At 73.8% G+C, this 25,946-nt stretch carries 21 protein-coding genes; 16 read left to right on the top strand and 5 right to left on the bottom strand.

Annotated features, from left to right (window positions below; all coding sequences use genetic code 11):
* Positions 1-476 precede the first annotated feature (476 nt).
* From BLW47_RS13350 to BLW47_RS13295, 13 genes are all read left to right on the top strand, one after another.
* Positions 477-1,439, top strand: a complete 963-nt coding sequence (locus BLW47_RS13350) for a glycosyltransferase family 2 protein (RefSeq protein WP_217634845.1) — start codon at positions 477-479, stop codon at positions 1,437-1,439.
* On the top strand, positions 1,439-2,743 hold the full coding sequence (locus BLW47_RS24705) for a hypothetical protein (RefSeq protein WP_139307285.1): 1,305 nt from the start codon (positions 1,439-1,441) through the stop codon (positions 2,741-2,743). The genes BLW47_RS13350 and BLW47_RS24705 overlap by 1 nt, the downstream gene beginning before the upstream one ends.
* A complete protein-coding gene (locus BLW47_RS24700) occupies positions 2,740-3,840 on the top strand; it encodes a GNAT family N-acetyltransferase (RefSeq protein WP_139307284.1) in 1,101 nt (366 codons plus the stop codon). The genes BLW47_RS24705 and BLW47_RS24700 overlap by 4 nt, the downstream gene beginning before the upstream one ends.
* 3 nt (positions 3,841-3,843) lie before the next feature.
* Positions 3,844-5,172 (top strand): nucleoside/nucleotide kinase family protein, encoded by a 1,329-nt coding sequence (locus BLW47_RS13340; RefSeq protein ID WP_091556163.1) that lies wholly within the window; start codon positions 3,844-3,846, stop codon positions 5,170-5,172.
* Positions 5,169-6,209: a phosphotransferase family protein gene (locus BLW47_RS13335; protein ID WP_175543617.1), complete on the top strand. Its 1,041-nt coding sequence runs from the start codon at positions 5,169-5,171 to the stop codon at positions 6,207-6,209. The genes BLW47_RS13340 and BLW47_RS13335 overlap by 4 nt, the downstream gene beginning before the upstream one ends.
* Complete coding sequence (locus BLW47_RS24695) at positions 6,154-8,514, top strand: glycosyltransferase family 2 protein (protein ID WP_139307283.1); 2,361 nt, start codon at positions 6,154-6,156, stop codon at positions 8,512-8,514. The genes BLW47_RS13335 and BLW47_RS24695 overlap by 56 nt, the downstream gene beginning before the upstream one ends.
* Positions 8,511-9,332, top strand: a complete 822-nt coding sequence (locus tag BLW47_RS13320) for a polysaccharide deacetylase family protein (RefSeq protein ID WP_091556158.1) — start codon at positions 8,511-8,513, stop codon at positions 9,330-9,332. The genes BLW47_RS24695 and BLW47_RS13320 overlap by 4 nt, the downstream gene beginning before the upstream one ends.
* Positions 9,329-10,660, top strand: a complete 1,332-nt coding sequence (locus tag BLW47_RS13315) for a polysaccharide biosynthesis protein (protein ID WP_091556156.1) — start codon at positions 9,329-9,331, stop codon at positions 10,658-10,660. The genes BLW47_RS13320 and BLW47_RS13315 overlap by 4 nt, the downstream gene beginning before the upstream one ends.
* Entirely contained in the window at positions 10,657-12,495 is a 1,839-nt protein-coding gene (locus tag BLW47_RS13310; RefSeq protein WP_091556153.1) for a hypothetical protein, read from the top strand. Before BLW47_RS13315 ends, BLW47_RS13310 begins: the two co-directional genes overlap by 4 nt.
* Positions 12,479-12,958, top strand: coding sequence for a hypothetical protein (locus tag BLW47_RS13305; protein WP_091556152.1), 480 nt, complete (start codon positions 12,479-12,481; stop codon positions 12,956-12,958). Before BLW47_RS13310 ends, BLW47_RS13305 begins: the two co-directional genes overlap by 17 nt.
* On the top strand, positions 12,955-13,194 hold the full coding sequence (locus BLW47_RS13300) for a hypothetical protein (RefSeq protein WP_091556150.1): 240 nt from the start codon (positions 12,955-12,957) through the stop codon (positions 13,192-13,194). The genes BLW47_RS13305 and BLW47_RS13300 overlap by 4 nt, the downstream gene beginning before the upstream one ends.
* 213 nt (positions 13,195-13,407) lie before the next feature.
* Positions 13,408-14,127 carry a sensor histidine kinase gene (locus BLW47_RS25100; protein WP_175543616.1) on the top strand — a complete coding sequence of 240 codons (720 nt, stop codon included), beginning with the start codon at positions 13,408-13,410 and terminating at the stop codon, positions 14,125-14,127.
* Positions 14,124-14,795, top strand: a complete 672-nt coding sequence (locus BLW47_RS13295) for a response regulator (RefSeq protein ID WP_175543615.1) — start codon at positions 14,124-14,126, stop codon at positions 14,793-14,795. Before BLW47_RS25100 ends, BLW47_RS13295 begins: the two co-directional genes overlap by 4 nt.
* A gap of 58 nt (positions 14,796-14,853) precedes the next feature.
* On the opposite strand, the gene BLW47_RS13290 is transcribed toward BLW47_RS13295, so the two are convergent.
* Positions 14,854-17,175, bottom strand: a complete 2,322-nt coding sequence (locus BLW47_RS13290) for a HelD family protein (RefSeq protein WP_425435396.1) — start codon at positions 17,173-17,175, stop codon at positions 14,854-14,856.
* Between the two features lie 220 nt (positions 17,176-17,395).
* On the opposite strand from BLW47_RS13290, the gene BLW47_RS13285 reads away from it, so the two are divergent.
* A complete protein-coding gene (locus tag BLW47_RS13285; protein ID WP_091556146.1) occupies positions 17,396-17,923 on the top strand; it encodes a VOC family protein in 528 nt (175 codons plus the stop codon).
* 55 nt (positions 17,924-17,978) lie between these two features.
* Here the strand turns inward: BLW47_RS13285 and BLW47_RS13280 are convergent, their stop codons facing one another.
* The 3 genes from BLW47_RS13280 to BLW47_RS13275 form a co-directional block, all read right to left on the bottom strand.
* A complete protein-coding gene (locus tag BLW47_RS13280; protein ID WP_091556744.1) occupies positions 17,979-19,631 on the bottom strand; it encodes a methyl-accepting chemotaxis protein in 1,653 nt (550 codons plus the stop codon).
* Between the two features lie 136 nt (positions 19,632-19,767).
* A complete protein-coding gene (locus BLW47_RS25795; protein WP_281247262.1) occupies positions 19,768-19,890 on the bottom strand; it encodes an MFS transporter small subunit in 123 nt (40 codons plus the stop codon).
* Positions 19,887-21,320: an OFA family MFS transporter gene (locus BLW47_RS13275; RefSeq protein WP_091556144.1), complete on the bottom strand. Its 1,434-nt coding sequence runs from the start codon at positions 21,318-21,320 to the stop codon at positions 19,887-19,889. The genes BLW47_RS25795 and BLW47_RS13275 overlap by 4 nt, the downstream gene beginning before the upstream one ends.
* A gap of 242 nt (positions 21,321-21,562) precedes the next feature.
* On the opposite strand from BLW47_RS13275, the gene BLW47_RS13270 reads away from it, so the two are divergent.
* Positions 21,563-22,273: a DUF4142 domain-containing protein gene (locus tag BLW47_RS13270; protein ID WP_091556142.1), complete on the top strand. Its 711-nt coding sequence runs from the start codon at positions 21,563-21,565 to the stop codon at positions 22,271-22,273.
* 77 nt (positions 22,274-22,350) lie between these two features.
* On the opposite strand, the gene BLW47_RS13265 is transcribed toward BLW47_RS13270, so the two are convergent.
* The gene (locus BLW47_RS13265) at positions 22,351-25,116 is read right to left on the bottom strand and encodes a helix-turn-helix transcriptional regulator (RefSeq protein WP_091556140.1); all 2,766 of its coding nucleotides are present in this window, start codon (positions 25,114-25,116) and stop codon (positions 22,351-22,353) included.
* A 131-nt stretch (positions 25,117-25,247) separates the two neighbouring features.
* Here BLW47_RS13265 and BLW47_RS13260 point away from each other — a divergent pair, with 131 nt between their 5' ends.
* Positions 25,248-25,922, top strand: a complete 675-nt coding sequence (locus tag BLW47_RS13260; protein ID WP_091556138.1) for an esterase/lipase family protein — start codon at positions 25,248-25,250, stop codon at positions 25,920-25,922.
* The last annotated feature ends 24 nt before the right edge of the window (positions 25,923-25,946 follow it).

The raw sequence follows: 25,946 nt of genomic DNA, 5'->3' as shown, positions 1-25,946 counted from the left end.
CGTAGCCGCGGCTGCGGCGATCGGGAGATTTCCCGCGTCCCCCTTGTCGTTAACCTTCTGTTCACCGCAATTCGTTTGCTGAGTCAGCCTGGAACGGAGCCGTTCCCGTTGCATATGGACGCTCGGACCCGCGTGTCTGCGAATGTATGTCGCGAGTCATCGTCAGCCGCCGCGAAAGGGTTCGCGCCAACGCCCGCATACGGCCGTAACCTGCGCCGTCGGCCGCAGTTGCCCGCACGGGCAGCGGATTTCGACAACGCGGACGGAGCCGTTTCGGTGCGGTCCGCGGCATTACCAGAAACAAGGAAATGGTGGGGCGAATTCATCAACGGATGCGGTCGAGGTAAAGGCAGAAGTCCGTTCGGGAAGGGAAGCTTGGTGAAGGTCATTTCAATTCCCATTACTGACACAATGGGGACCTGCGGATGGATGGATATCCGCATCGATCGCGCCTCCGTCAACGGACGGAGGCAGGCGTGACAAGCCTGCCGCAGGACGTCGACAACCACGCCGCCATCGTCAGCCCGCTCTCCCCCACGCACGACAGCGGCGCCGCCGCCGGACACGAGGGGCGGGGGTCGGTGAGCCTGCTGCGGACGCGCGAGCGACGCGCGGGCAGGGACGACTTCCCGGTGAACGGTCACCCGCGCCGGCAGACGGTGAGCGTGGTCATCCCGGCGATGAACGAGGAGCACAACATCGGCTGGGTGCTCGAGCGGATGCCGTCGATCGTCGACGAGGTAATCCTCGTCGACGGGCACTCCTCGGACCGCACCGTGGAGGTGGCGCGCGCCGTCCGCCCGGACCTCGTCGTGGTGCCCCAGCGCTACCGCGGCAAGGGCGACGCGGTACGGGTCGCGTTCGGCGCCGCGAGCTGCGATCTCGTGGTGATGATCGACGCGGACGGCAGCATGGAGCCGAGTGAGATCGACCGCTTCGTCACGCCGCTGCTCAACGGCTACGACTTCGTGAAGGGCTCGCGGTTCCTGGCCGGCGGCGGATCGAGCGACCTGACGCTGATCCGGAAGCTCGGCAACCAGCTCCTCGTCCGGATGACCAACACGATGTTCCTCGTCCACTTCACCGACCTGTGCTACGGCTACTGCTCGGTGCGCCGCGAGTGCCTGCCGGCGCTGGCGCTCACCTCGCACGGCTTCGAAATCGAGACGGAACTCGTCGTGCACGCCCTCAAGGCGGACCTGCGCATCGCCGAGGTGCCGAGCAACGAGCTGCCGCGCCGCTGCGGCACCTCGAACCTGCACGCGTTCCGCGACGGCAAGCGCGTGCTCCGCACGCTGCTCCGGGAGCGTTTCGTCCGCCGTCCCCGACCGGTCGTCGATCCGATCGACCAGCGCGTCCTCCAGCTGTGGCGGCCGGCGGCCGCCCAATCACCCGGCGGTGGCGCGCCCCGCGAGGCGCTGAGCGAAGGGACCCTGTGATGAAGACCCACCTGCGCAGGAAGCATCTCCGGCTCCTGCTCGCCGCGCCACTCGGCGCGCTGCTCACCGTCACGCCGCTGCCCGGACCGCTCAGCCCGCCGTCCGAGGCCGCGGCCGGGAAGGTCGGCTACGCCGGACCGTCGACGTCGGGCGACGGTCCGGCGGCGACCGCGGAGAAAGCGGAGAGCAAGCTGTGGTGGAACGACGGCTTCTGGTGGGCGTCGATGTTCCACACCGCGAGCGAGACGCACCACATCTACCGGCTCGACCGGCGCACACAGCGGTGGCGCGACACCGGCACCGTCCTCGACCCCCGGCCGAAGACGCGGGCCGACACCCTCTGGGACGGCAGCCGGCTCTACGTCGCCTCGCGCGTGCGGGCGGGCTCGTCGGCGGAGGCCACCGCAGGCAACCCCGCGCGGCTGTTCCGATACAGCTACAACCGCAGCACCAAGAGGTACACCCGCGACGCCGGCTTCCCCACGCAGATCAACAACTACTCCAGCGAGACGCTGACCATCGACCGGGACACCAAGGGGGTGCTCTGGGCGACATGGGCCCAGGGATCAAAGATCTACGTCAACTCCACGCTCCCCGGCACCGCTCGATGGGGCACCCCGTTCGTCATCCCGGCCCGAGGCGCGACCACGGTGTCCAGCGACGACATCTCGGCGGTCGTCACCATGCGGGACGGTCGGATCGGTGTGATGTGGAGCAACCAGCGCGAGTCGGCGGTCTACTTCGCCCTGCACAACGACGCGGCCGCGCGGACGAAGTGGAGCGTCCGGAGCACGGCGGTCAAGGGTACGGGCTACGCGGACGACCACATCAGTCTGCGCTCGCTGCAGTCCGGTCCGGGCGGGCGCCTCTTCGCGGTCGTCAAGACCAGCCTCAACGACCGCACCTCACCGGCGTCGGCGCCGCAGATCCTGCTGCTGGCCCGCAACCCGAAAACCGGGGCGTGGACCAGGGCCACGGTCGGACGCATCGCCGATTGCCACACACAGCCGGTGCTGATCCTCGACGCCGCCCGGCAGATGCTGCACGTGTTCCTGACCGCGCCCGACCGCGGTTGTCCGTACTCGGGCGTCGCGGGAACGATCTTCAAGAAGAGTTCCCCGATGAACCGGATCGCGTTCCCGACCGGACGCGGCACCCCGGTGATCCGGGACGTCGCGTCACCGAACCTCAACCACGTGACGTCGACGAAGCAGAGCGTCAGCAAGGCGTCGGGGCTGGTCATTCTGGCGAGCAACGACGTCACCCAGCGCTACTGGCACGCCGACGTCGCGCCGCGCCCGTGAGCACGACACTCGCGCCGCGTCCGCGGCAGGTCGCCGCCGGCCGACCGTTCATTGTGACCAGCCCGGCGCCGGCGGGCGCGTGGGCGGAGGTACTCGCCTCCGCCCCGCGCGCCCTGCCGACCCAGACACCCGAATGGCTCGACTGCGTCTGCGCCGTCGGCGGCTACCGCAACGCCTCGCGGCTCTACGAAACCGCCGACGGGCGCCGGCTGGTGCTGCCGCTCGTCCGCCGCGCGGTGCTGCCCGGGGTGCTCTGGACGGAATCCTCGGGGCCCACCGGGTGGGGGCCGGCGGGTCTGCTCGGCGAGGGCGGCGAGGTCCGACCCGACGACGCGCGGATGGTCTTCGCCGATCTCGCCGACCGGCACGCGCTGCGGGTCTCGGTGCGCCCCGACCCGGCGACGGGCCCGTCCTGGGACGCGGCCCGGCCACGCCGGGCGCTGCGCCGGCCGCTCATGGCCCAGACGCTGTCCCTCGCCGGCGGCTTCGACGAGGTCTGGCGGAAGCGGTTCCGCGGCGACACCCGCACCCGGGTCCGCCGCGCCGAGCGCGCCGGTGTCGTCGTGCAGCGCGACGACACCGGCCGGCTGCTGCCGGTCTTCCAGGAGCTGTACGCCAGGTCCGTCGACCGGTGGGCGCGCCGGGAAGGGGTGCCGCTCGCCTTCGCACGGCGGCGCGCCGCGCGACGGGAGCCGACCCGCAAACTGCCGACCGTCGCCGCGGTGTGCGGCCCGCGGTGCCGGACCTACGTGGCGCGGGTGGACGGACGTCCGGTCGCGGCGATCATCGTGCTGTTCGGGCCGGCGGTCGCGGCCTACTGGCGCGGCGCGATGGACGAGGACGCGGCCGGCCGCAGCTACGCCAACTACCTGCTGCACCGCACCGCCATCGAGGACGCGGCCGCCGCCGGATGCACGGCGTACCACATGGGCGACTCCGCACCCGGCTCCCCGTTGGCGCTCTTCAAGAGCCGCTTCGGCGCCGTCGAGGAGCACTACGCCAGTTACCGGCTGGAACCGGTGCCGATCACCGCCCTGACCGACCGCACCCGACGCCGGGTCAGCGCGGCGCTGCGACGGCGCCGGGGACGGGAGTAGCGCATGGGCTCCCGAACCCCGCCGCCGTACGTCCCCGGCGGCGCCGCTGCCGCCGGCGAACCCTTCGACCACCGGCCCGACCCCGACCCGGGCCACGGGCGCCCGCCGCTCGCGCGGGCCGTGCTGGCCGGCCTGGACGCCGCCGACATCCGGTGGTGCCTGCTGCGCGACGGCGTCACACCACGCGCCGCACGGGACGACGTGGACCTGCTGGTCGCGCCCGCCGACCTGCCGCGCGCGGTGACCGCGATCGAGGCGTGCGGCCTGGTCCGGCTGCGATCCCACGGTCGGGGAACGCACCGGTTCTTCCTCGGCCTCGACGCCGCCACCGCGACGTGGGTCGAGCTGGACCTGGTGACCGAGCTCGCGTACGGCCGGAACTTCGAGGTGCGCACCGGCGCCGCCGCACACTGCCTCGCCCGACGCCACCGCGCGAACGGGGCGTGGACGCTGGCGCCGGAGGACGAGTTCTGGGCGCTGCTGCTGCACTGCCTGCTCGACAAGCGCGCGTTTGCCCGGCACCACGTCGACCGTCTCGGGCACCTCGCGCCCGCGGCGTCGCTGACCAGCCCGCTCGTGCGGGCGATGCCGCCGCTGGCGTCGCCGGCCACGCTGCTCGCGCACGCGCGGGCCGGGCGGTGGTCGGCGCTGCCCGCGCTGCGCCGCCGGTTCCTCGCCGGGTGGTGGCTCACCCACCCCGGGACGGCCGCCCGCCGCGCCGTCGTCTCCTCCGCGCTGCGGGTCGTCGAACGGCCGCTGCAGGCATGGTCGCGGCGGGGTGCGAGCGTGGCGCTGATCGGACCGGACGGCGCCGGCAAGTCCACGCTGGCCGCGGGGCTCGAATCCGCGTCCTACTTCCCGGTGCGCCGCGTCTACATGGGGCTGTGGTCGTCCACCGGCGCGCCGCGCAGCGCCGCCGGGCAGGCGCTGCGCGTCCTGGCGCGCCCCTTCGTGGTGTGGCGCCGCTATCTCGGGGCGCTCCGGCACCGGGCGCTCGGCCGCACCGTGGTGTTCGACCGGTACGTCTACGACGCGCTGCTGCCGCCGCGCGGGTCGCTGCGGTGGCTCAAACGGCCGTACTTCCTGCTGCTCAGCCGTCTGTGCCCGGCGCCGGACGTGGTCCTGCTGCTGGACGTGCCGGGCGCGGTGATGCACCGCCGGTCGGGTGAGTACGACCCCGCGCACCTCGAAGCGGAGCGGGCCCATTTCCGGCTCCTGCAACGGCGGGTCCCGCACCTCGAGCGCCTGGACGCGCACCGGCCGCGGGAGGTGGTGCTCGCCGACGCGCTCACCCGGATCTGGCGGCACTACGTGGAACGGGCGGCGCGGTGAGAGCCGCGGTGGCGCTCGCCCTGCCGGTGCTGCGCGACCGCGCCGCCGGCTGGCGGCGCCGGCGCGAGCGGGCCTGGGCCGCGGCGATCGCGCCGCGGCTGGTGGCCGAGGTCGCCGGGGCCCCACCCGTGGGGGGCCGGCGGGCCGAACGGGCCGTCTTCACCAGCACGGCGGTCCTCGTCGTCACCGTCACCGGCCCCGGCCGGCGTTACGTGGTCAAGGTGCCGTGGACGGCCGAGGGCGAGGCGGGGCTGCGGCGACAGGCCCGGGTGCTCACCACGCTGCGGGCCGATCCGCGGCTGTCCCATTTGCGGCCGGTGCTGCCGCGGTGTCTGGGGCAGGGCGAGGCCGACGGGCGCCGCTACTGGGTCGAGGAGGCGCTGCCGGGAACGCCGGCGGACAACGCGATGCTCCGGCGCACCCGCCGGTCGGCTCTGCTGCGCTCCGCCACGCGGGTCATCCGCGACCTGCACCACGGCACCGGCGAACCGACCCCGGTCGACGACGCCGCGATCGAGGCGTGGGTGGGGGCGCCGCTGCGCCGACTCGCCGCGTTCGCGGCGACCCGACCCGGTCACCGGCCGCTGCTCGACGCGGTACGGCGCACCCGGCGCGAGCTGGTGGCCGCGCTCGCCGGCCGCACCGTGCGCACGTCCTGGATCCACGGCGACTTCTGGCCCGGCAACCTGCTCGCGGGCCGGCCACGCGCCGACGTCACCGGGGTCGTGGACTGGGACCGCGCCGGCGCGCGCGAACTGCCGCTGCACGATCTGCTGCACCTGCACGTCTTCGCCCGCCGGCTGACGCGCGGCGACGAGCTCGGCGACGTCGTCGTGCACGCCCTGCGCCGGGGTCTCGGCGAGGCGCTGGCCGTGCCCGACGCCGAGGCCGCCGGCTGGCTGGACGGCATCCCGCCGCGATCGGCCGTACTTCTCTACTGGCTGCGCCACATTCAGCTCTTCATCGATTCGGAGGGGGACCATGACAGCCCACGGTGGCTTCGCGGCAACGTCGAGCGGGTGCTCGTCAACATCTGAGGCGGCGGCCGTACCCGCCGTCGTTCCGGACGACCGCCGGGCGGCGCCGAGCGTCACCGTCATCATCTGCGTCTACACCGAACGGCGCTGGACGGAGATCGTGCGCGCGGTCGACTCCGTGCGCGCGCAGCGGGTGCCGGCGGATCAACTCGTCGTGGTCGTCGACCACAACCCCGCGCTGTTCGACCGCGCGACGGCGGCCTTTCCCGAGGCCGTCGTCGTGTCGAGCACCGGCCCGCGCGGCCTGTCCGGGGCCCGCAACACCGGTGTCGCGCACGCCCGCGGCGACATCGTCGCGTTCCTGGATGACGACGCCGCGGCGGAGCCGGACTGGCTGGCGCGCCTGGTGTCGCACTACGACGACCCGCGGGTGCTCGCGGTGGGCGGCCGGGCCGTCCCCGCGTGGGAGGGCCGGCGGCCGCGATGGCTGCCCCCCGAGTTCGACTGGGTGGTCGGGTGCAGCTTCACCGGCCAACCGGTCCGGGTCGCCCCGGTGCGCAACGTCATCGGCTGCAACATGTCCTTCCGCCGTTCGGTCCTCGACCGCATCGACGGCTTCGACCCCGCGCTCGGCCGGATCGGTCGCACCCCGGTCGGCTGCGAGGAGACGGAGCTGTGCATCCGGATGCGGCAACGGCACCCGGACGGCGTCGTGCTCTACGACCCGGCGGCGCGCGTGCGGCACCGGGTCACGGCCGACCGGGCCACGTGGCGCTACTTCCGCCGCCGCTGCTTCGGCGAGGGACGGTCCAAGGCGGTCGTGGCGCGCCTGGTCGGCGCCGCCTCCGGGCTGTCCGCGGAGCGCGACTACACCCGCCGGGCGCTGCCGGCCGGCGTACGCCGGGGGCTGCGGGAGATCCGCGCGGGCGACGGCGCCGGCCTGCTGCGGGCGGCGGCGATCGTGGCCGGCCTGCTGCTCACCGCCTCCGGCTACGCCTCCGCGCTCGCGCTGCGGGCCTCCGACGCCACCGCCACGGTCCCGCGGCCGCGCCGCCGCGCGGGGCCGCCGCCGGCGCGGGTGGTCACGGTGGAGCTCTCCGAAGGCGTCCCCGACGTACCCGACGGCGGCCCGGACGGGACGCGGTACGACGCGGCGCACGTGTTCGTCCGGCTGCACGGGCAGCCGCTCGGCCTGCTGGACATCGGGCTGCCACCGGGTGGGCTGGGCGCCCCGGCGCACGCCGCGGCGATCGCGCAACGGCTGTCGAAGGAGCTGGCCGAGCACCTGCGCGCGGACGGCCTGCGGCCGGTCCACCGGTTGGACACCGGGCCGCTGGCCCCGGCGGCGCCCTGCGTCTTCGACAGCGACCGCGCCGGGCCCGCCCCGTTCGTCAGCGTCATCGTGCCGACCTGCGGGAACACCCGACTGCTCGGCCGCGCCCTCGACTCCCTCGCCGGGCAGGACCATCCGCACTACGAGACCGTGGTGGTGGACAACGCGCCGCGGATCGCGTCGACGGCGCGGCTCGTCGCCGAGCGCCGCGCCCACCATCCGCGACTGCGCTACACCGCCGAGCCGCGGGCCGGGGTGAGCCATGCGCGTAACCGCGGGCTGGCCGAGGCGCGCGGGGAGATCGTGGCCTTCGCCGACGACGACGTGACGGTGGACCGGCGGTGGCTGTCGAAGCTCGTCGCCGGCTTCACCGACGCCGACGTCGTCGCCGTGACCGGACAGGTGCTCGCGCGCGAGCTGGAGACGCCCGCGCAGATCTGGCTGGAGCAGTACGGCGGGTTCGGCAAGGGGTGTCGGCGGCGCAGGTTCGACCGGCACGGATACGACACGGTCGTGGCCGGGACGGTCGAGCGGGTCCCCGCCACCCGCCGGTCGCTCTACCCGTACCTGCCGGGCGCCTACGGTTCGGGGGCGAACATGGCCTTCCGGACCGACGCGCTGCGCCGGCTGGGCGGCTTCGATCCGCTGCTGCGCACGGGTGAGGACATCGACGTGCTGCTGCGGGTGGTCCTCGGCGGCCGGGCGCTGGTCTACGAGCCGGCCGCCATCGTGTGGCACACGCACCGGCGGGAGGTGCGCGCGCTGCGCCGCTCGATGTACCACTACGGCGTCGGGCTGAGCGCGGTGGTGGCGAAGCACCTGGTCACGGATCGCGCCGGACGCCGGGACCTGCTCGGGCGGTTGCCCCGCGGGATCGGCTACGCGCTGCGTCCCGGGTCGGACAAGAACGGCGGCAAGCGGCGCGACTACCCGGCGTCGTTGACGGCGCTGGAGCTCTGCGGGATGGCGCTCGGCCCGCTGCACTACGCGGCGGCGGCCTGGTCGGCGCGCGCGGGAGGGACCGGCCGATGACCGCTCCCGGACGCCCGCGCGCCGTCGTGCCCGTGCTCGGGTACCACAGCATCAGCGACGAACCCCGCGACGGAACGCTGCGCTGGTCGGTGTCGCCGGGCGACTTCGACGAGCAGATGGCGCTGCTCGCCCAGCGGGGCCGCACGCCGTTGACGGTGACCGCGTACGCCGCGATGCTGCGCGGGGAGGCGCCACCGCCACCGCGGCCGGTGCTCGTCACCTTCGACGACGGCTTCGCCGACCTCGCCGAGACCGCCCTGCCGGTGCTCCGCCGGTACGGCCTCACGGCGACCGCGTATGTCATCACGTCGCGGATCGGGTCGCCGCGGACCCGGCGCAGCGACCCGTTCCTCGACTGGGACGCCGTGGCGGAGCTGCGCGCCGGCGGGGTGGAGATCGGCTCGCACAGCCACACGCACCGGGCGCTGGACTGTCTCGCCCGCGGTGAGCTGCCGCAGGAGATCACGCTGAGCCGGCTGGCGCTCGAGGACGCGCTGGGCGAGCGGGTGTCGTCGTTCGCGTACCCGTACGGCTACAGCAGCGCCGCGGTGCGCCGGGCCGTGCGCGCCGCCGGCTACACCTCCGCCTGCGCGGTGAAGAACGCGCTCAGCCACGGCGCGGACGATCCGTTCGCCATCGCGCGCGTGCTGGTCGAGCGCGACGCCGGGACGGCGACGATCGAGGCGCTGCTCGACGGGCGGGGCTGGCCGCTGGCCTGGCGCGGCGAGCAGCTGCGCACGCGGGGCTGGCGGGCGTACCGGCGCGCGCGGCGGTACGTCGGGCTCGCACGGGCCGGCGCCGGGCGGGCCGCCGGATGAGCGCGCACCGCTGGCCGGACGCCGGGCCGGCCGTCGTCTCGTACGGCGGCAGCGGGTCCACCGGCGTGGCGCGGCTGCGTGAGCACCTGCGCGAACCGCTGAACACCAACGTCTACGCGTTGATGGTCAACACTGTCGTCAGTTCGGCGCTCGGCATGGGTTACTGGGCGCTCGCGGCGCGGCTCTACCCGGCGCGCGAGGTGGGCACCGGCGCCGCCCTGATCTCGACGATGATGTTCCTGAGCAACCTGTCCCAGCTCAACCTCAACGGCACGCTCGCCCGCTTCCTGCCCGGCGCCGGGGCGCGCGGCCGTCGGGTGGTCGCCTACGCGTACGGCGCGAGCTGCACCGTGGCGCTCGTGCTGAGCGGGTGCTTCCTGCTCCTCGGGCCCGCCGTCGCCGAGGGGCTGGGCTTCCTGACCCGCACCCCGGCGCTCGCGCTGGCCTTCGCGCTGTGCGTCGCCGCGTGGGGTGTGTTCACGCTCCAGGACAGCGTGCTCACCGCGGCCCGCGGCGCGCTGTGGGTGCCGGTCGAGAACACGGCCGTCGGGATTCTCAAGCTCGTGCTGCTGGTGCTGCTGGCCGGCGCGCTGCCCGGGGTGGGGATCTTCGCGTCGTGGAACCTCGCGGTCGTCGCCGCCCTCGTGCCGATCAACGTGCTGGTGTTCCGCCGGCTGCTGCCGCGGCTGGGCGCGCGGCGCGGCACGGTCGGGCTGCCCGCCCGCCGCATGCTGGCCCGGTTCGTGGCGATGGACTACCTCGGATTCCTGTTCATGCAGGCCGGCACGAACGCGCTGCCGATCATCGTGACCGCGCGACTGGGCGCCGAGGCCAACGCGGTGTTCTACATCGGCTGGCTGCTCGGCACCTCGCTCGAGCTGATCGCGTACCACTTCGGAACGTCGCTCACCGTCGAAGCCGCGGCCGACGAGTCGCGACTCGCGGCATACACCCGGACGGTGCTGCGCCGCGGCTTCGTCCTGTTCGCGCCCGCGGTCGTCGCGCTGTGCGCGCTGGCGCCGCTGCTGCTGGCGCTCTTCGGCACCCGGTACGCCGCCGACGGCCCGGCCGTCGTCCGGCTGTTCGCGCTCGCGGTGCTGCCCAAGCTGGTCGTCGTCGTGTTCGTCGCCGTCTGCCGGGTGCGGCGCAGCGTCGGGCGCGTCATCGCTGTCCACGCCGCGGCGAGCGCCCTGGTCGTCTCCCTCTCCGTGCTCGCGATGGGCGGTCTCGGAGTGACCGGCGTCGGGGTCGCCTACCTCACCGGACAGCTCATCGTCGCCGCGGCGATCCTGCCGTCGCTGCGGCGACTCGTCAGGAGGGCGTCATGAGCAGCACGGCTGTCGCACACCGGCTCGCCGAACTCCGATGGCCGAGCCGCGGCCGCATCGCCGCGGTGGCGGCGTGGTCCGTGCCCCCGGTCGTGCTCGCCACCGGCATCCAGGCGCTGACGGCCGCCCGGGTCACGGAGATCGGGCCGCTGGGGCTCGTCTCCGCGCTTCCGCCGCGGCTCTACGCCGCGCTCGCCGCGCTCACGGTCGGGTTCGTCGTCGCCGTGTTCCGCCGCGGCGGCGCCCCGCGCGCGCTGCTCGCGGCGCACGTCGTCGTGCTGGTCGTCCTGCTCTTCGGCGCCGCGCCGATCATCGAACCGCTGCCCCGACTGTTGCCGGGCTGGCTGCACGTCGGCTTCGCCGACTACATCGCGCGCACCGGCGAGACGCTGCCGCAGCTCGATGCCCGGTTCAGCTGGCCGGGATTCTTCGCCCTGGTCGCCATGGCGACACGGGCCGCGGGAATGCCGGACGCGATGCCGCTGCTCGGCTGGGCGCCGGTCGCGTTCAACCTGCTCTACGTCGCCGCGGTGTTCCGGCTGGCCCGGGCGACGTCGTCGGACGTGCGCACCGCGTGGCTCGCCGTGTGGCTGTTCGTGCCGGCCAACTGGGTGGGGCAGGACTACTTCGGGCCGCAGGCGCTGAACTACCTGTTCTACCTGGTCCTGTTGACGGTGCTGCTGGTGTGGTTCCGGCCGCGCGCGTTCGACCACGCGCACCGGCACGCGCACCGGCCGCTGCGCGACCGGCTGTCCCGGATGATCCGGCTTCCCGCACCGCCGCTGCTGTCCGCGTCGTCCGGAAATCCGTACGGCGTCACCTCCCTGCTCGGGTTGATGGTGGTGGTCGTCGTGGTCTTCGCCGCCAGCACCGCCAGCCACCAGCTCACCCCGGTGGCGATAGCGATGTCCGTGGCGTTGCTCGTGCTGGTCCGGCAGTGCCGGGTGCGCGCGCTGCCGGTTCTGCTCGGCGTCATGGTCGTCGGTCACCTCAGCTACTTCACCGTCCCGTACTGGTCCGGCCACCTCGACGAGATCTTCGGCTCGCTGGGCAACGTCCTGGGGGTGCTCAACAGCGGCGCGGTCGAGCGCGTGCAGGGCGACGCGACGCATCAGATCGTCGTGCTGTTCCGGGTCGAGTTGGCGGCCGCCGTGTGGGGGCTGGCGGCCCTGGGGGCGTGGCGGCGGATGCGCGCCGGCGACAACGACCCGGCGCTGGTGGCACTCGCCGGCGCACCGTTCCTGCTGTTGAGCATGCAGAGCTACGGCGGGGAGATCCTGCTGCGCGTCTACTCCTTCGCGCTGCCCTTCATGGCGGTGCTGGTCGCCGCTCACCTGGCGCCCGTCCGGCGGCCGCGCCGCGCGCTCGTCATGCTCATGGCGGTCGTGCTGAGCGCCGCGCTCACCGGCGCCTTCTTCATCGCCCGCTACGGCAACGAGAGCTTCGAGCAGGTCCGCCGCGGTGATCTGGCGGCCGTGGACTGGCTGTACGCGCACGCGCCGGCCGGCACCTCGTTCGTCGCCGCGACCTCCAACGTGCCGTGGCGGTCGCGGCACGTGGAGCGGTACCGGTATTCCACGGTCAGCGACGACGACCGGCCGGTGGCCGTGTCCGCGGTCGAGGACGAGCTGCGGGCCAACCCCAGCGCCTTCCTGATCCTGTCCAGGGGTCAGTACGTGTTCGGGGAGTCGTTCCTCGGCAAGCCGCCGGGATGGGGCAGCGCGCTGGAGCAGCAGGTGATCGGGTCCGGCCGTTTCCGGCAGGTCTACGCCAACGCCGACGCCCGGGTCTACGTACTGACGAAGAAGGGAGAAATCCGTGGTGGAAATCGCTGAGCGCGCGGTCGACCGGAGGCTCGCGCGGCCGGACCGGGAGTCCGTGCCGCCGGAGGCGGTGCGCGCCGCGGCCGCCACCGGTCGGCGCGCCGCAGGGCAGCGGCTCGCCCGCCCGCCGCTGCTGGTGCTGCTGTCGGGCGCCATCGTGCTCGGCTTCGTGCTGTTCGACGCGCCGGCGGCGGTACGGGCCGTGCCCGTGCTCACCTACCTGGCGGTGGTTCCCGGGCTGGCCTGCGTGCGGTTGGTGCGGCTGCGGGACCGCCTCACGGAGCTGATCGTCGCCGTCGCGCTGAGCCTCGCGCTCGGCATTCTGGTAGCGGAGGTCCTGCTCCAATTGGGGTGGTGGTCGCCGGCGTGGGGGCTCGCCGTGCTCGTCGTGATCGCGTCGCTCGCGGCGTCGGTCGAGCTCGGCCGCGATCGCGGGTGGACCGTGCGCCTGCCCTCCCCCCGGAGGCGTTGGTGAGGCCGACCGCGTTTCCGGGCTGGGAGGCGGTCCGGCAGGCCGCAGCGACGGTGCCGCCATGGATCGGGGTCGTCGTCTTCGCCGTGCTGCTCGCGGCGCTGGTCGGCAGGGTGCTCCTGCAGGCCGAGCTCCGCTCCCGCCACCGCCCGGCGCGCCGCCTGCTCGACGCCGTCATCGCACCGCTGCTGTTCGTCTTCGTCGTCATCGTGCTGCAGCGCTTCATCGACCTCGCCTGAGGCGGTGGTGCGCGCGGCGGTGCGGCGTCGACGGTGGTCGCGGCCGCCCGCCGCAGCACCGCCGGCGGTACCACGCCGGGCGCCGGTGCGCGGTGGCGGCGCGGGACATGGCACGAGTACGACGAATGGCCGCCAAGCCCGACGTTTCAGGTGAACCCGACGTCACGACGTGCCCAGTTACTCCTGGTGCTGACGAACCCGGGAGGTGCCGACGTGGACGAGGTGAGAAGCGGTCGGGCGCCCGTGCCGGCGGCCCGGTCGGAGATCGACAACGCGCATCGCGACCCCACCTGGTCGCGGTGCCGCCAACTCAGTCACGACATCCATCACGAGCTGGGAACCATCTCGCTGCTCGCGACGCTGCTGAGCACCGCGCCGGACGTCGGCGCCGACAGCAGGGAGCGTGCGCTGCTGATCCTGAGCGAGCTTCGATGGCTCGGGCGGCTGCAGCGGGCGTACGAGGAGTGCGTGCTCGCGCCGACGGATCCGCGCCCCCGGCCCCGTCCCGGGCACACCCGGCTGGACCTGGTGGCGGCCGAGGTGGTCGAGACCATCCGGCGCTCCCACAGCACCCTGATCGAGTTCCGCGCCGAGGAACTGACCGCCGTCACCGACCGGCTCGCGTTCTGGCGGGTGCTGCGCAACCTGCTGCAGAACGCGGTCCGCGCGGCCGGGCCGACCGGCACGGTGCGGGTGTGGATCGGCGCCGAGGCGGGCGGCGCGGTCACCCAGGTCGAGGACGACGGCCCCGGCTTCGGCACGACGCGGCCCCGACCGGACGCGCGCGGCCTCGACATCGTCCGGGAGCTGACGGCCGGCGCGGGCGGCGGTCTGGAGATCCGGTGCGGCGGGCTCGGCGGCGGCTGTGTCCGACTCCGGTTGCCCATCGCGCCGCCGGCCGAGCAGCAGTACGTCGAAGGGCTGTCGGCGTGATCCGCGTGCTGATCTGCGACGACCATCCGGTCTTCGCCGAGTCGCTCGCCGAGCTGCTGGGCGCGGCCGGGATGCGCGTCGTGGGCGTGGCGCACGACCCCGACGCGGCCGTGACCGTGCTGCGCCGCGAGCCGGTGGAGGTGTGCCTGCTCGACGTGATGTTCGGTCCGCACTCGGTCCTGCCGCGTCTGCCCGAGCTCCAGCGGCGCGGGCCCGAGACCCGGATCGTCCTGCTCACCGGCCGCGTCGACGTCGACCTCGTCACGGCCGCGCGCCGGGCGCGGGTGGCGGGGGTGGCGAACAAGCGCTGCCTGACGCGGGAGATGGTGCAGCTGCTCCACCGGGTGCACGCCGGTGAACGGGTGTTCCCGACCGACGCCGCGCCGCCGCCCGCCCGACCGGCCACCGCGGCCTCGGACGAGGAGGTCCGCCGGCTGGCCGCGTTCCTGACCCCACGCGAGCGGCAGACGCTGAGCGCGTTGGTCGGCGGGCACGACACGCGGCAGATCGCCCGCACCCTCGGCGTCACGCCGGCCACCGCGCGCTGTCACATCCAACGGGTGCTGACGAAGATGGACGCGCACTCCCGCGTCGAGGCCGCGACGACGGCGGTGCGGTGCGGCCTGGTCAGCCCGGAGACCGGCACCTGGCTGCTGCCCGTGCACTGACGTCCGCCACCGGCCGCGCCGCCGCCACCGACGCCGGCGCGTCCGCTGGCGTCGGTGATCAGGACGACTGGTCCAGCCCCGACAGGGCGGGCGGCAGCGGACCGGGGTGCAGCACGCCGAGGCGCTGCGTGGCGCGGGTGAGCGCGACGTAGAGGTCGCTCTGCCCGCGCGGCGACTCCGCGGCGATCCCCTCCGGATCGACCACCAGCACCGAGTCGAACTCCAGCCCCTTGGCCTGCCGTACGGTCAGCACCACGACCGGGCTCTCCAGCTCCGGCTGCGCGCCCACCGCCGCCTCCGGCGCCGCGTCGACGACCGCCCGGGCGAGCGCGTCGAGCCGGCCCGTCGGGACGATCACGCCGAGCCGCCCCTCCCCCACCTCCGCGAGTTCCCGCCGGACCCGTCCGGCGAGCTCGTCGGCGAGCCGCTGCGGCGGCACCCGGAACGTCCACGGCGCGACGCCGGTCTCGCGCACCGAGCGCGGCGGCTTCAGCGACGGGTCGATCCCGGCGAGCACGCCGGCCGCCACCGCCATGATCTCCGCGGGCGTCCGGTAGTTGACCTCCAGCTCCACCAGCCGCCACCGATCCGCCACGTACGGCGCGAGCACCTGCGCCCACGACGACGCCCCGGAGAGGTCCCCGGTCTGGGCCACGTCCCCGGCGACCGTCATCGACCGGCTGGGCGAGCGCCGCATCAGCAGCCGCCACGCCATCGGCGAGAGCTCCTGCGCCTCGTCGACGATGACGTGCCCGAACGCCCAGCGGCGATCGGCGGCGGCCCGCTCCGCGGTGGTGCGGCGGTCCTCCTCCTCGTGCCGTTCGCCGAGGCGGCCGGCGGTGAGCAGGTCGGTGGCGCTCAGGATCTCGGGGTCGTCCTCGTCCTCGACGTCGATGGAGCGGGAGCCCGTCAGGATCTCCAGGGCGCCCTCGGCGTACTCGGCGAGGGCCCGGCGTTCGCGCTGTTGGCGCGCCGCCGCGGCCCGGTCGTCCTCGCCGAGCAGCTCGGCGGCCTCGTCGAGCAGCGGCACGTCCGCCGGGGTCCAGCCGTGCTCCGGGCCGCGCAGCAGCAGCGCCCGCTCGGCGTCGGTGAGCTGGGGCGCGGCCGCGGCGAGCCGGTCGGCCGAGACCAGCAGGCTGCCGACCAGCCGCTGCGGGGTGAGGATCGGCCACAGCCAGTCCAGCACCGCCTGGACCTCGGGCTCCGCGCGCAGCTCCCGGCGGATCTCCGCCAGGTCGGCCTCGTCGAGCAGGTTCTCCCCGCCGAGCGGGTCGGCGCCGATACGGTCGGCGACCTGCCGGGCGAGGGCGTGCACGATCTCGGTGTCGAAGATCGGCCGGGCCAGGTTGTGCAGCTTGCCGGAGCGGCGGGCCGAGGCGCGCGCCGCGCGGATGGTCTCCGGGTCGAGCACCAGGGTGTCCCGTTCGACGACGATCTCCAGCGGCTCGTCGGGCACCCGCTGCCGGTCCCGGATCGCCGCGGCCAACACCTCGGTCATCGCCAGCCGGCCCTTGATCTCGGCGGCGCCGGCCGGCTCGTCCGCCCGCGCGGTGACGCCGGGGAACAGGTCGCCGAGGGTGCGCAGCAGCACGCCGGTCTCGGCCAGCGACGGCAGCACCTGCGAGATGTAGCGCAGGAACGTCGGGTTCGGGCCGACGATCAGCACGCCCCGGGCGGAGAGCTCCCGGCGGTGGGTGTAGAGCAGGTACGCGGCGCGGTGCAGCGCGACAGCGGTCTTGCCGGTGCCGGGTCCGCCCTGCACGACGAGGACGCCGTCCAGGTCGGCGCGGATCACCCGGTCCTGCTCGGCCTGGATCGTCTCGACGATGTCGCGCATCCGGCCCGTACGCGTCGCACCGATCGCGGCCAGCAGCGCCGCCTCGCCGGCCGGCCCGGCGTGGGTGTCCCGGGCCGCCGCGAGGTCGAGCACCTCGTCGTCCAGCCCGACGACCTTGCGGTCCCGGGTGCGGATGTAGCGCCGCCGCGCCACGCCCTCGGGGGAGGCCGCGGTCGCCAGGTAGAACGGGCGGGCCGCCGGGGCACGCCAGTCGAGCAGCAGCGGCTGGTGGTCGCCGTCGCGGAAGAGGCCGATGCGGCCGACGTAGCGCGGCGCCGCGGCGTGGAAGTCGAGCCGGCCGAAGCAGAGCCCCTGCTCGACGGCGCTGAACTGGGCCAGCTGCTCGGAGTAGAGCGCGACCGCGCTCTCCCGCTGGGAACGGTCCTGCAGGGTGCCGCCGGTCTCGCGCAGCGCCCGGCTCAGCCGCTGGGCAGCGTGTTCACGCAGGTCGTCGAGGCGTCCGTAGAGCGTCCCCACGTACTCCTGCTCGCGGTCGAGCTCGTCGGTCCGGATTTCGTCCGGATGCCCCGCGGAGGTTGACAATGCGACTCCCTAGCTGCTAATATCTCAACAGAGCCGCTGATTCAGCGGTTCTTTTTTTATGCGCTCAAAACGTCGACGATAGCGCATCCTCCGCCCCCGCCGGACGCGTTCGGCGTCACGGCGCCTCCCCTCCTCCCCCGGGAAGAGGGGAGGCTTTCCCGAGCCGTCCTCGCAGAACGGGCCTAGCATCGGTCACACCCGTCGGAGAGGAAAGATCGTCATGCCACAGCCCGAAGGCGCGGATCTCGCCGCGATCCGCGCCCGCCGCGATTCTCTGCGCGACACCCATCTGCGGCCGGTCGGCCGGCGCCCCGCCACCATCGGGCGCGGCGTGCACCACGTCGCGCTGGTCTGCCGCGACGTGGCCGAGACCATCCGCTTCTACCAGGACTTCCTCGGCTTCCCCCTCGTCGAGCTGGTGGAGAACCGGGACTACGCCGGCTCGAGCCACTTCTTCTTCGACGTCGGCAACCGCAACCTGCTCGGCTTCTTCGACTTCCCCGGCCACGACCACCAGCCGTACCTGGAGACCATCGGCGCGGTGCAGCACATCGCCATCTCCGTGTCGGCGGAACGCTTCGCCGAGGCGAAGGCGAAGCTCGACGCCAACGGCGTGGAGTACCTCGGCCCGGACCGCGGGGTCGAGGACAGCCTCTACCTGCGCGATCCCAACGGGGTCGGCATCGAGCTGTACCGCGAGGAGCTCGGCGTCTTCGAGGGTGCGGAACTGATCGACCGCGCCGGCTGACACGCCGACGGCCGCCCCGGAAAACCGGGGCGGCCGTCGTGATCGGTGTGACGTGTCAGACGCGGAAGCGTCCCACCGCGTCCTGCAGCTGCGTCGCGAGCGCCGCCAGCTCCGCGGTCGTCTGTCCCGCCTCGACCAGCGTGTCGGTGGTGGCCTTGGCCGCGGCGGCGACCCCGGCGATGTTGGTGGCGATGTCGCCGCTGCCCTGTGCCGCGTCGCCGACGCTGCGGCTCATCTCGCCGGTGGTCGCGGTCTGCTCCTCCACCGCCGAGGCGATCGTCACCTGGTAGTCGTTGATCTTCGCGATGATCTTGCTGATCTCACCGATCGCGGCCACCGCGTTCGACGTGTCGGACTGGATCGCCTCCACCCGCCGGGAGATGTCCTCGGTCGCCCGCGCCGTCTCCTGCGCCAGGTCCTTGACCTCGCTGGCCACCACCGCGAAGCCCTTACCGGCCTCCCCGGCGCGCGCCGCCTCGATCGTCGCGTTCAACGCCAGCAGGTTCGTCTGCTCGGCGATCGACGTGATCACCTTGACCACGTTACCGATCTCCATCGACGACTCACCGAGCGTCGAGACCGTACGGTTCGTCGACTCCGCGACGCCCACCGCGTCGGAGGCGACCCGCGCGGCCTCGTTGGCGTTCTGCGCGATCTCGCGGATCGACGCGCCCATCTCCTCCGCGCCGGCGGCCACCGTCTGCACGTTGCGCGACACGTCACCCGCGGCGTCCGCGACCACGTTCGCCTGGGCGGCGGCCTCCTGTGCGCTGGATCCGATCCGCGCGGCCACCGCGCCCAGCTTCTCGGTGTTCGCGCCCAGCGTGCGGGCGCCGATCCCGAGCGTCTCGACCGTCGCCCGGATGCCCGCGCTCGCCCGGTTGACCGCGGCGGCCATCCGGCCGAGCTCGTCGCGCGAGCGCACCTCGGCCCGGCGCGTCAGGTCGCCGTCGGCGACGGCGTCGAGCGCGCCGCCGACGCTGGCGAGCTGACGGCGGAAGTTGACGGCCACCCAGACGTCCAGCGCGCCGGCGAGCAGCAGCCCGAGCACGAGCACCGCGATGGTCACGAGGCGCGCCTGCGCGTACTCGTCGGACGCGGCCGCGGCCAGCGCGTCGGCCTCCTCCTCCTCGGTCTTCTTCAGCTGGTCCATCGCCGCGTGCATCTCCTGCTCGGCGGCGACGAACATCGGACCGATCTTGTCGGGCGTGGGCATGACGAAGCCGGCCGGCGGCTGCTTGCGCAGGACGAACACGTCGCGCAGCGTGGTGTGGGCGCTCCACGCCTTCTCGAAGGCGTTCAGCGCCGGGTTCACCGCCTCGCCGCCGTCCGACTCCAGTTCGCGGTACCGGGCGAGGGCCTGCTTGACCTGGGCGTCGGCCTCCTCGAGGTTCTTGCGCCCCTCCGGCTGGTACGTGGGGTCACCGCTGCTGCCCGAGGCGAGGAACAGGCCCCGGAACATGGTGCCGAACCCACCGCTCAGCTCGTTCAGCAGCCGCGCCTGCTCGACGTGGTGGTCCTTCATCGTCTTGAGGTCGTCGTTGATTCCCGCCATCCGCATCAGCGAGAACGCGGTCGCGCCGACCGCGACGAGCATGACCACCACCACGGCGATCGACGTCTTGGTGCTCGTACGCCGGTCGGCCAACCAACCGACGAACCGGTTCCGGTCGATGGTGATCTCGACCGATGTTTTGTCCGCGGCCATCTTCCCCACCGCCTCCTTCCGCCTCCCGGCACCCCTGAACGGGGGTCGTCTGGGCGTGATATCGGCACTGTGGTAGGGAAGGTTAGGCCGCGGACCGCATTGCCCACAGCGTGGGAAGCCTCAGCGTGGGAACGCCTCAGCCGGCGAAGAGCTTCGCCGCGGTGATCGCCGTCTGGACGACGCCATAGCCGAGCAGCGCGGCGACCAGCAGCCACGACACCCACAGCCGGGCGGTCTGCTTTCCGGACCGGTCGCTCATCGGTTGCTGCCTCCTTCGGTCGCGACCGCCGCGGTCGCGGTGTCGGGTTCGGGTGTCGGCGCCGCGGCGGCCCGCGGCTCGTGGAAGCGTTCCGGGATCGGCCGCACGAGCAGGTTGGTGAGGAAACCGAGGGCCAGCACGCCGACCATGGTGAACAGCGCCGGACGGTAGGAGGCCGCGGTCAGGGTCCCCGGTTCGCCCTGCGCGTCGAGCACCCCGTTCACGATCAGCGGCCCGGCGACCCCCGCGGCGGACCAGGCGGTGAGCAGCCGGCCGTGGATCGCGCCCACCTGATAGGTGCCGAACAGGTCCCGCAGGTACGCGGGGATGGTGGCGAATCCGCCACCGTAGAAGGACAGGATCACGCAGGCGATCAGCACGAACAGCGCGGTGGCCGTGTGTCCGACCAGCGCGAGCAGGGTGTAGAGCACCATGCCGAGCCCGAGGTAGAGCACGTAGATCGGCTTGCGGCCGATGATGTCCGAGGTGGACGACCAGACGAACCGGCCCGCCATGTTGAACAGCGAGAGCAGGCCCACGAAGCCGCCCGCGGCGGCGGCCGTCACGGCCGAGGCGCCGTTGTCCCGGAAGAAGTCCTGGATCATCGGCGCGGCCTGTTCCAGGATGCCGATGCCGGCGGTCACGTTGCAGAACAGCACGATCCACAGCAGCCAGAACGAGCGCGTTCTGATGGCGTTCGCCGCGGAGACCTGCGCCGTGGTCACCATCGGCTTCGCCGTGACCGTGGCGGGATCGAAGCCGGCCGGCCGCCAGCCGGGCGCGGGAACCCGCACGTTGACCACGCCGAACATCATGATCACGAAGTAGCCGATGCCGAGCGTGAGGAAGAGCCCGACGAGAGCCCCGCTGGACGCCACGGAACCGGCGTTACCCGGGTCGTAGGTGGGGTCGTACAACGAGAGCAGCTGGCGCGACAGTGGACTGGCGACCATCGCGCCGCCGCCGAAGCCCATGATGGCCAGGCCGGTGGCGAGGCCAGGGCGGTCCGGGAACCACTTGATCAACGTGGAGACCGGCGAGATGTAACCGATGCCGAGCCCGATGCCGCCGAGGAAGCCGTATCCGAGGTAGAGCAGCCAGAGCTGCCGGGTGGCGATGCCGAGCGCGCCGACCAGGAAGCCGGCCGTCCAGAAGCAGGCCGAGACGAACATCGCCTTGCGCGGCCCGTTCGCCTCCACCCACGTGCCACCGACCGCCGCCGAGAGCCCGAGCATCACGATCGCGATGCTGAAGATGACCCCGATCGCCGTCTGGCTGGTGTCGAAGTGCGCGATGAGGGAGTTCTTGTAGACGCTCGTCGCGTACGCCTGGCCGATGCACAGGTGCACCGACAACGCGGCCGGCGGGATCAGCCAGCGGCTGTACCCGGCCGGGGCGACGGTGTGCTGGGGGTCGAGCGCGGAGAGCACGGGCGGGCACCTTCCTTGTCTGTGGTAAGTGGATCGGCCCAACCCGCGTGAAATGTCCGCCACGTTGCGCTTCTTCCACTTGGTCGGAACTTAACCCGACCGCGCCGATCGCGCGAGTCGAGCGAGGCCCGATTCGGCGGACGGTGCCCGCGCTGAGCCGAGCGGCGCGGCCGTCACCGGGTGGCATGGGCACGCATCGGTGGGGTACCCGGCCACCTGTCCGCACGAGAAGAGGGGGAGAGATGGCACGCATCAAACGCGGCGCGCTCGTCGCCGGGCTCGTGGCGCTGGCCCTGGTGCCCGGCACGGCCGCGCACGCGGTCGCCGCGCCGTCGGCACAGGATACGTCGTTCCTGCAGGCGGCCCATCAGGCGAACATGGCCGAGATCTCGAAGGGGAACCTGACGCAGCAGAAGAACGCGAACCAGCAGGTGAAGGACGTGGGCTCCCGGTTGGTCAGCGACCACACCCGCCTGGACCAGTCGCTGCAACAGACCGCCTCGAAGCTCAACGTGACGCTGCCCGGCTCGCCGACCGCCGACCAGCAGTCGGCGCTGACCCGGCTGCAGGCCGTCAACGGCCCGGACTTCGACCGGATGTTCGTCTCGATCAACCTCAGCTGGCACGAGCAGACGATGCAGCTGATCCAGACGGAGCTGTCCCAGGGCTCGGACCCGGACGCCAAGCGGGTGGCGCAGGACGCGGAACCGGTCATCCGGTCGCACCACGACGCGCTCCGGGCGCTCGCGCAGAGCCTCGGACTGTCCACGTCGGGCACGCCGTCGCCCGGCGTCAGCGGCGGCCCGGGCACCGGCACCCCCGGCCCGGGCGGGAGCGGGACGCCCGGCGGGACCGGGACGCCCGGGCCCGGCGGAGGCGGCACCGGCGGTCCCGGCGGGACGTCGACGACCGAACCGGGCACGACGGCCGAGCCGCAACCGGATCAGAGCTGACGCCGACCGGCGCGGCGCCGGAGATGGCCAGGCCCACCGCGGCCTGGCCATCTCCGCGCGCACCGCGGCCGCGCCCGCTACCCCAGCATCCGCACGAGCTCGAGGCGGGAGCGGATCCCGAGCCGCGTGAAGATGTTGCGCAGGTGGTGGTCCACGGTGCGCGGACTGACGAACAGCTGCGCCGCCACCTCCCGATTCGTCTTCCCCTCCGCCACGAAGCGCGCGATCTGCAGCTGCTGCGGCGTGAGCTGCTTGGCCACCGGCTGGGCCACCGGAGGCACCGCCTCGCCGGTGGCCCGCAACTCCGCGCGGGTCTGGTCGCACCAGAGCCGCGCGCCGAAACGCTCGAACGTCTCCAGCGCGCTGTGCAGGTGCTCGCGCGCCCGCGCCGGCCGGCGCCGCCGGCGCAGCGCGTTGCCGTACAGCAGCTCGGTGCGGGCCCGCTCGAAGTCGGAGTGGCCGGTGGCGTGCAGCCGCAGCGCCTCCCGGAAGTACTCCCGGGCGGCGTCCTCCCCGTCGGCGAGCAACGCGTGCGAGCGCGCCGACAACGCCAACCACTCCCCGTACCCGCTGGCCCGCGCGAACGCGTCGAACCCCACCAGCGCCCGGCGCGCGGCCGCCGCGTTGCCGCTGCGGACCGCCGCCTCCACGAAGTGCGGGACGGTCAGCACCCGCACCACGAAGTGCGTCGGACCGGCTCCCGGCCGGGCCAGCGTCCGCAGCCGCAGCGCGGCGGCCGACGAGTCCCCCCGGCTCTGGTCCAGGAACGCCTCGGCCCAGACGGTCAACGACGCGGCCAGCCCCAGACCGTGCGCGGTGGCGCGGGTGCCGGCCGCGCGCGCCCGGCTCCGACAGGTCTGCTCGTCGCCCGCCACGGCGGCGAGCAGGGCCAGCGCGGCCAGGTGCTCGGTGGCGCAGTTGCGCTGCCCGGTCTGTTCGGCCAACCGCAGCCCCTCCACCGCGTTCGGCAGCGCTGAGAGGTACTGGGCCGTGCACAGCTCCGCGTAGACCAGGGCCGCCAACGCCTGCGGCAGCGACGCGATGCCGCCCCGGGCCCGCGCCATCGCCACCGCGCGGGCCGCCAGCGTCCGCGCGCCCATCGCGTCGCCGTACAGCAGCGCCGCGACGCTCGCCCAGGTCAACGCCGACGACTCGTCGAGCTCGCGGCCGACCCGCACGACCCGGCCGAACGCCGCGCGAGCGGTCCGGTGGTCGCCCCGGGACGCGGCGACCGTGCCGGCGAAGTAGTCGAAGATCAGCGTGAGCCGCGGCGGGTCGTCCGGGCGGCGTAACCGCGCGGCCCGGCGGGCGATCCCCGCGTACGCCGCCAGGTCACCAGCGAACGAGCTGGCCTGCCCCGCCCGCATCAGCGCCCGGACCGCCAGCCGACGGTCGTGCGGCGCCAGCGTCTCCGCCGCCTCCAGCAGCGTGCGACGCGCCTCGAGCGCGTCGCCGTCGCGCAGCTCCAGATCGCCGCGGAGCAGCTCGGCCCGCCCCCGCGTCGGGGCGCTGGTCGCGAGCGGCAGCGCGGCCCGCAGCAGCGCGCGGGCCCGGTCGGTGTCGCCGGCGAGCCGCGCGTCACCGGCCCCCGCGATCAGGTCCCGCGCCTTCGCGTCGCCGCTCGTGCGCAGCTGCGCCGCGCGCTCGAACGCGAGGCAGGAGGCGGGGTAGTCGCCGCGGCGGCGGGCGACGGCGGCGGCCCGGCACAGCTCGTCGGCGAGCCCGTCATCCGGCCCCGACGCCGCCATCGCCCGGTGCCAGGCCCGCCGGACGCGGTGGACGTCGTCGGTGAGCGCCCGGGCGAGCGCGGCGTGCACGGCCCGCCGGCGCGCCAGCGGCGCGCCCTGGTAGATGGCGGACCCGATCAGCGGCGAGCGGAGCCGGACGACGTCCCCCCGCATGTGCAGCAGCCCGGCACGCTCCGCCGGTTCCAGCGCCGACACGTCGAGCCCCTCGGTCGCCGCGGCGCGCACCAGCGTGTCCACATCGACCTCGTCGTCCGCGGCGACCAGCAGCAGGAGCCGTTGGGTCGCCGCGGGCAGCCGTGCGACGAGGGCGCGGTGGGCGCGCAGCAGCGCGCTGCCCGCGGGGAGCGTGACCGGACCGGTCGCCCCGGCACCTCGGGCGGCGGCGGTCTCGACGAGCTCGACCAGGGCCTGCGGATTGCCGGCCGCGGTGCGCAGCACCCTGTCGCGGACCGGCTCCGGCAGCTGGTCGCCGGCGAGCGCGGCGACGAGTTCGCCGCTCGCGACCGCGTCCAGCGGGGACAGCCGGAGCGCGGGGATGCCGGGCAGTAGCGGTGCGTCGTGTTCGCCGTGTTGCTCGCGCGCGGCGAACAGCAGCACGACCCCCTCGGCGTCGAGCCGCCGCGCCGCGAACGCCAGAGCGTCCAGCGACGGCTGGTCCAGCCAGTGCGCGTCGTCGACCCGGCACAGCACGGGCACGTCACGGGCCAGTTCGCAGAGGAGGCTGAGCACCGCCGCGCAGAGCAGGAACCGGTCGGCGTCAACGGCGCCGCCGAGCCCCAGCGCCGCCTCCAGCGGCGCCACCTGGGACGGCGGCAGCGTAGACCGCCGGTGCGCTACCGGCCGCAGCAGCCGGTGCAGGCCACCGAACGGGATCGCGGTCTCGGACTCGACGCCGCTCGTGCGCAGCACGAGGAAGTCGGCGGCGATCGCGGTCGTGGCGTCGAGCAGCGCGGTCTTGCCCAGTCCGGGATCGCCCAGCAGCAACGTCGAGCCACTGCGACCCGCGCGCGCCGCGGCGATCAGCGCACCGAGTTCGGCCTGCTCGTCGCTCCGGCCGCAGAGCCCGGGGCGGCTGCGGCATGACCCCGCCCTCATGTACTTAAGTTACGCGCTGGTAACCAGAATAAAAAGTGCTTGTTAGGAACTGGCGAGTTCGCCGATGCCTCGGTGAAGGACGCGGCTCGAGACTGCCGGTGCCTCGATTGGCACCGCCCCAGGGAGGTCTCATGCGCCGCTCCGTTCTCGTCGCCGTCACCGGGTTCCTCGTCGTCGCGGCCTCGGTCCTGCTCCCCTCCACGCCCGCCCGGGCGGCCGCGCCGCGCGACCCGGTCGTCTTCGTTCACGGCTACGCCAGCAACGGCCTGGTCTGGATCCCGATGGCGGCGCGCGCCCTCGCGGCCGGCTACCCCGCCTCGCGGGTCTACACCTTCGAGTACGACGTCAACCAGTCGCTGATCACCTCGGCCGGCCAGCTCAGGTCCTACGTCGACGGAGTCCGGGCCCGCACCGGCGCCAGCAGGGTGGACCTGGTCAACCACTCGATGGGCGGGCTGGTCACCCGCTACTACCTGAAGAATCTCGGCGGCACGGCCGCAGTGGACCAGTGGGGCTCACTGGCCGGCGCCAACCACGGCACGACCGCGGCGTACGCGTGCCTGCTGTTCACCTCGTGTCAGCAGATGGCGCCGAACTCGGCGTTCCTCCAGCAGCTCAACTCCGGCGACGAGACCCCCGGCGCGGTGACCTACCGCACCTGGTACTCCGCCTGCGACGGCGTGATCATCCCGTACCGGAGCACTCTGGTCAGCGGCGCCGTGAACACCGACGTCGGCTGCGTCAACCACCTCGCGTTCCTCACCGACGGCGGCGTGGGCAACCAGGTGATCGACTGGCTCGACTGAGCCGGCCCGGACCGGGCAGGGGCC

It is taken from the genome of Micromonospora pattaloongensis (assembly GCF_900107255.1).
Taxonomy (GTDB): Bacteria; Actinomycetota; Actinomycetes; order Mycobacteriales; family Micromonosporaceae; genus Micromonospora_I; species Micromonospora_I pattaloongensis.
Note: the sequence above shows the minus strand (reverse complement) of the source record. Positions and strands in the feature narration are given on the sequence as shown.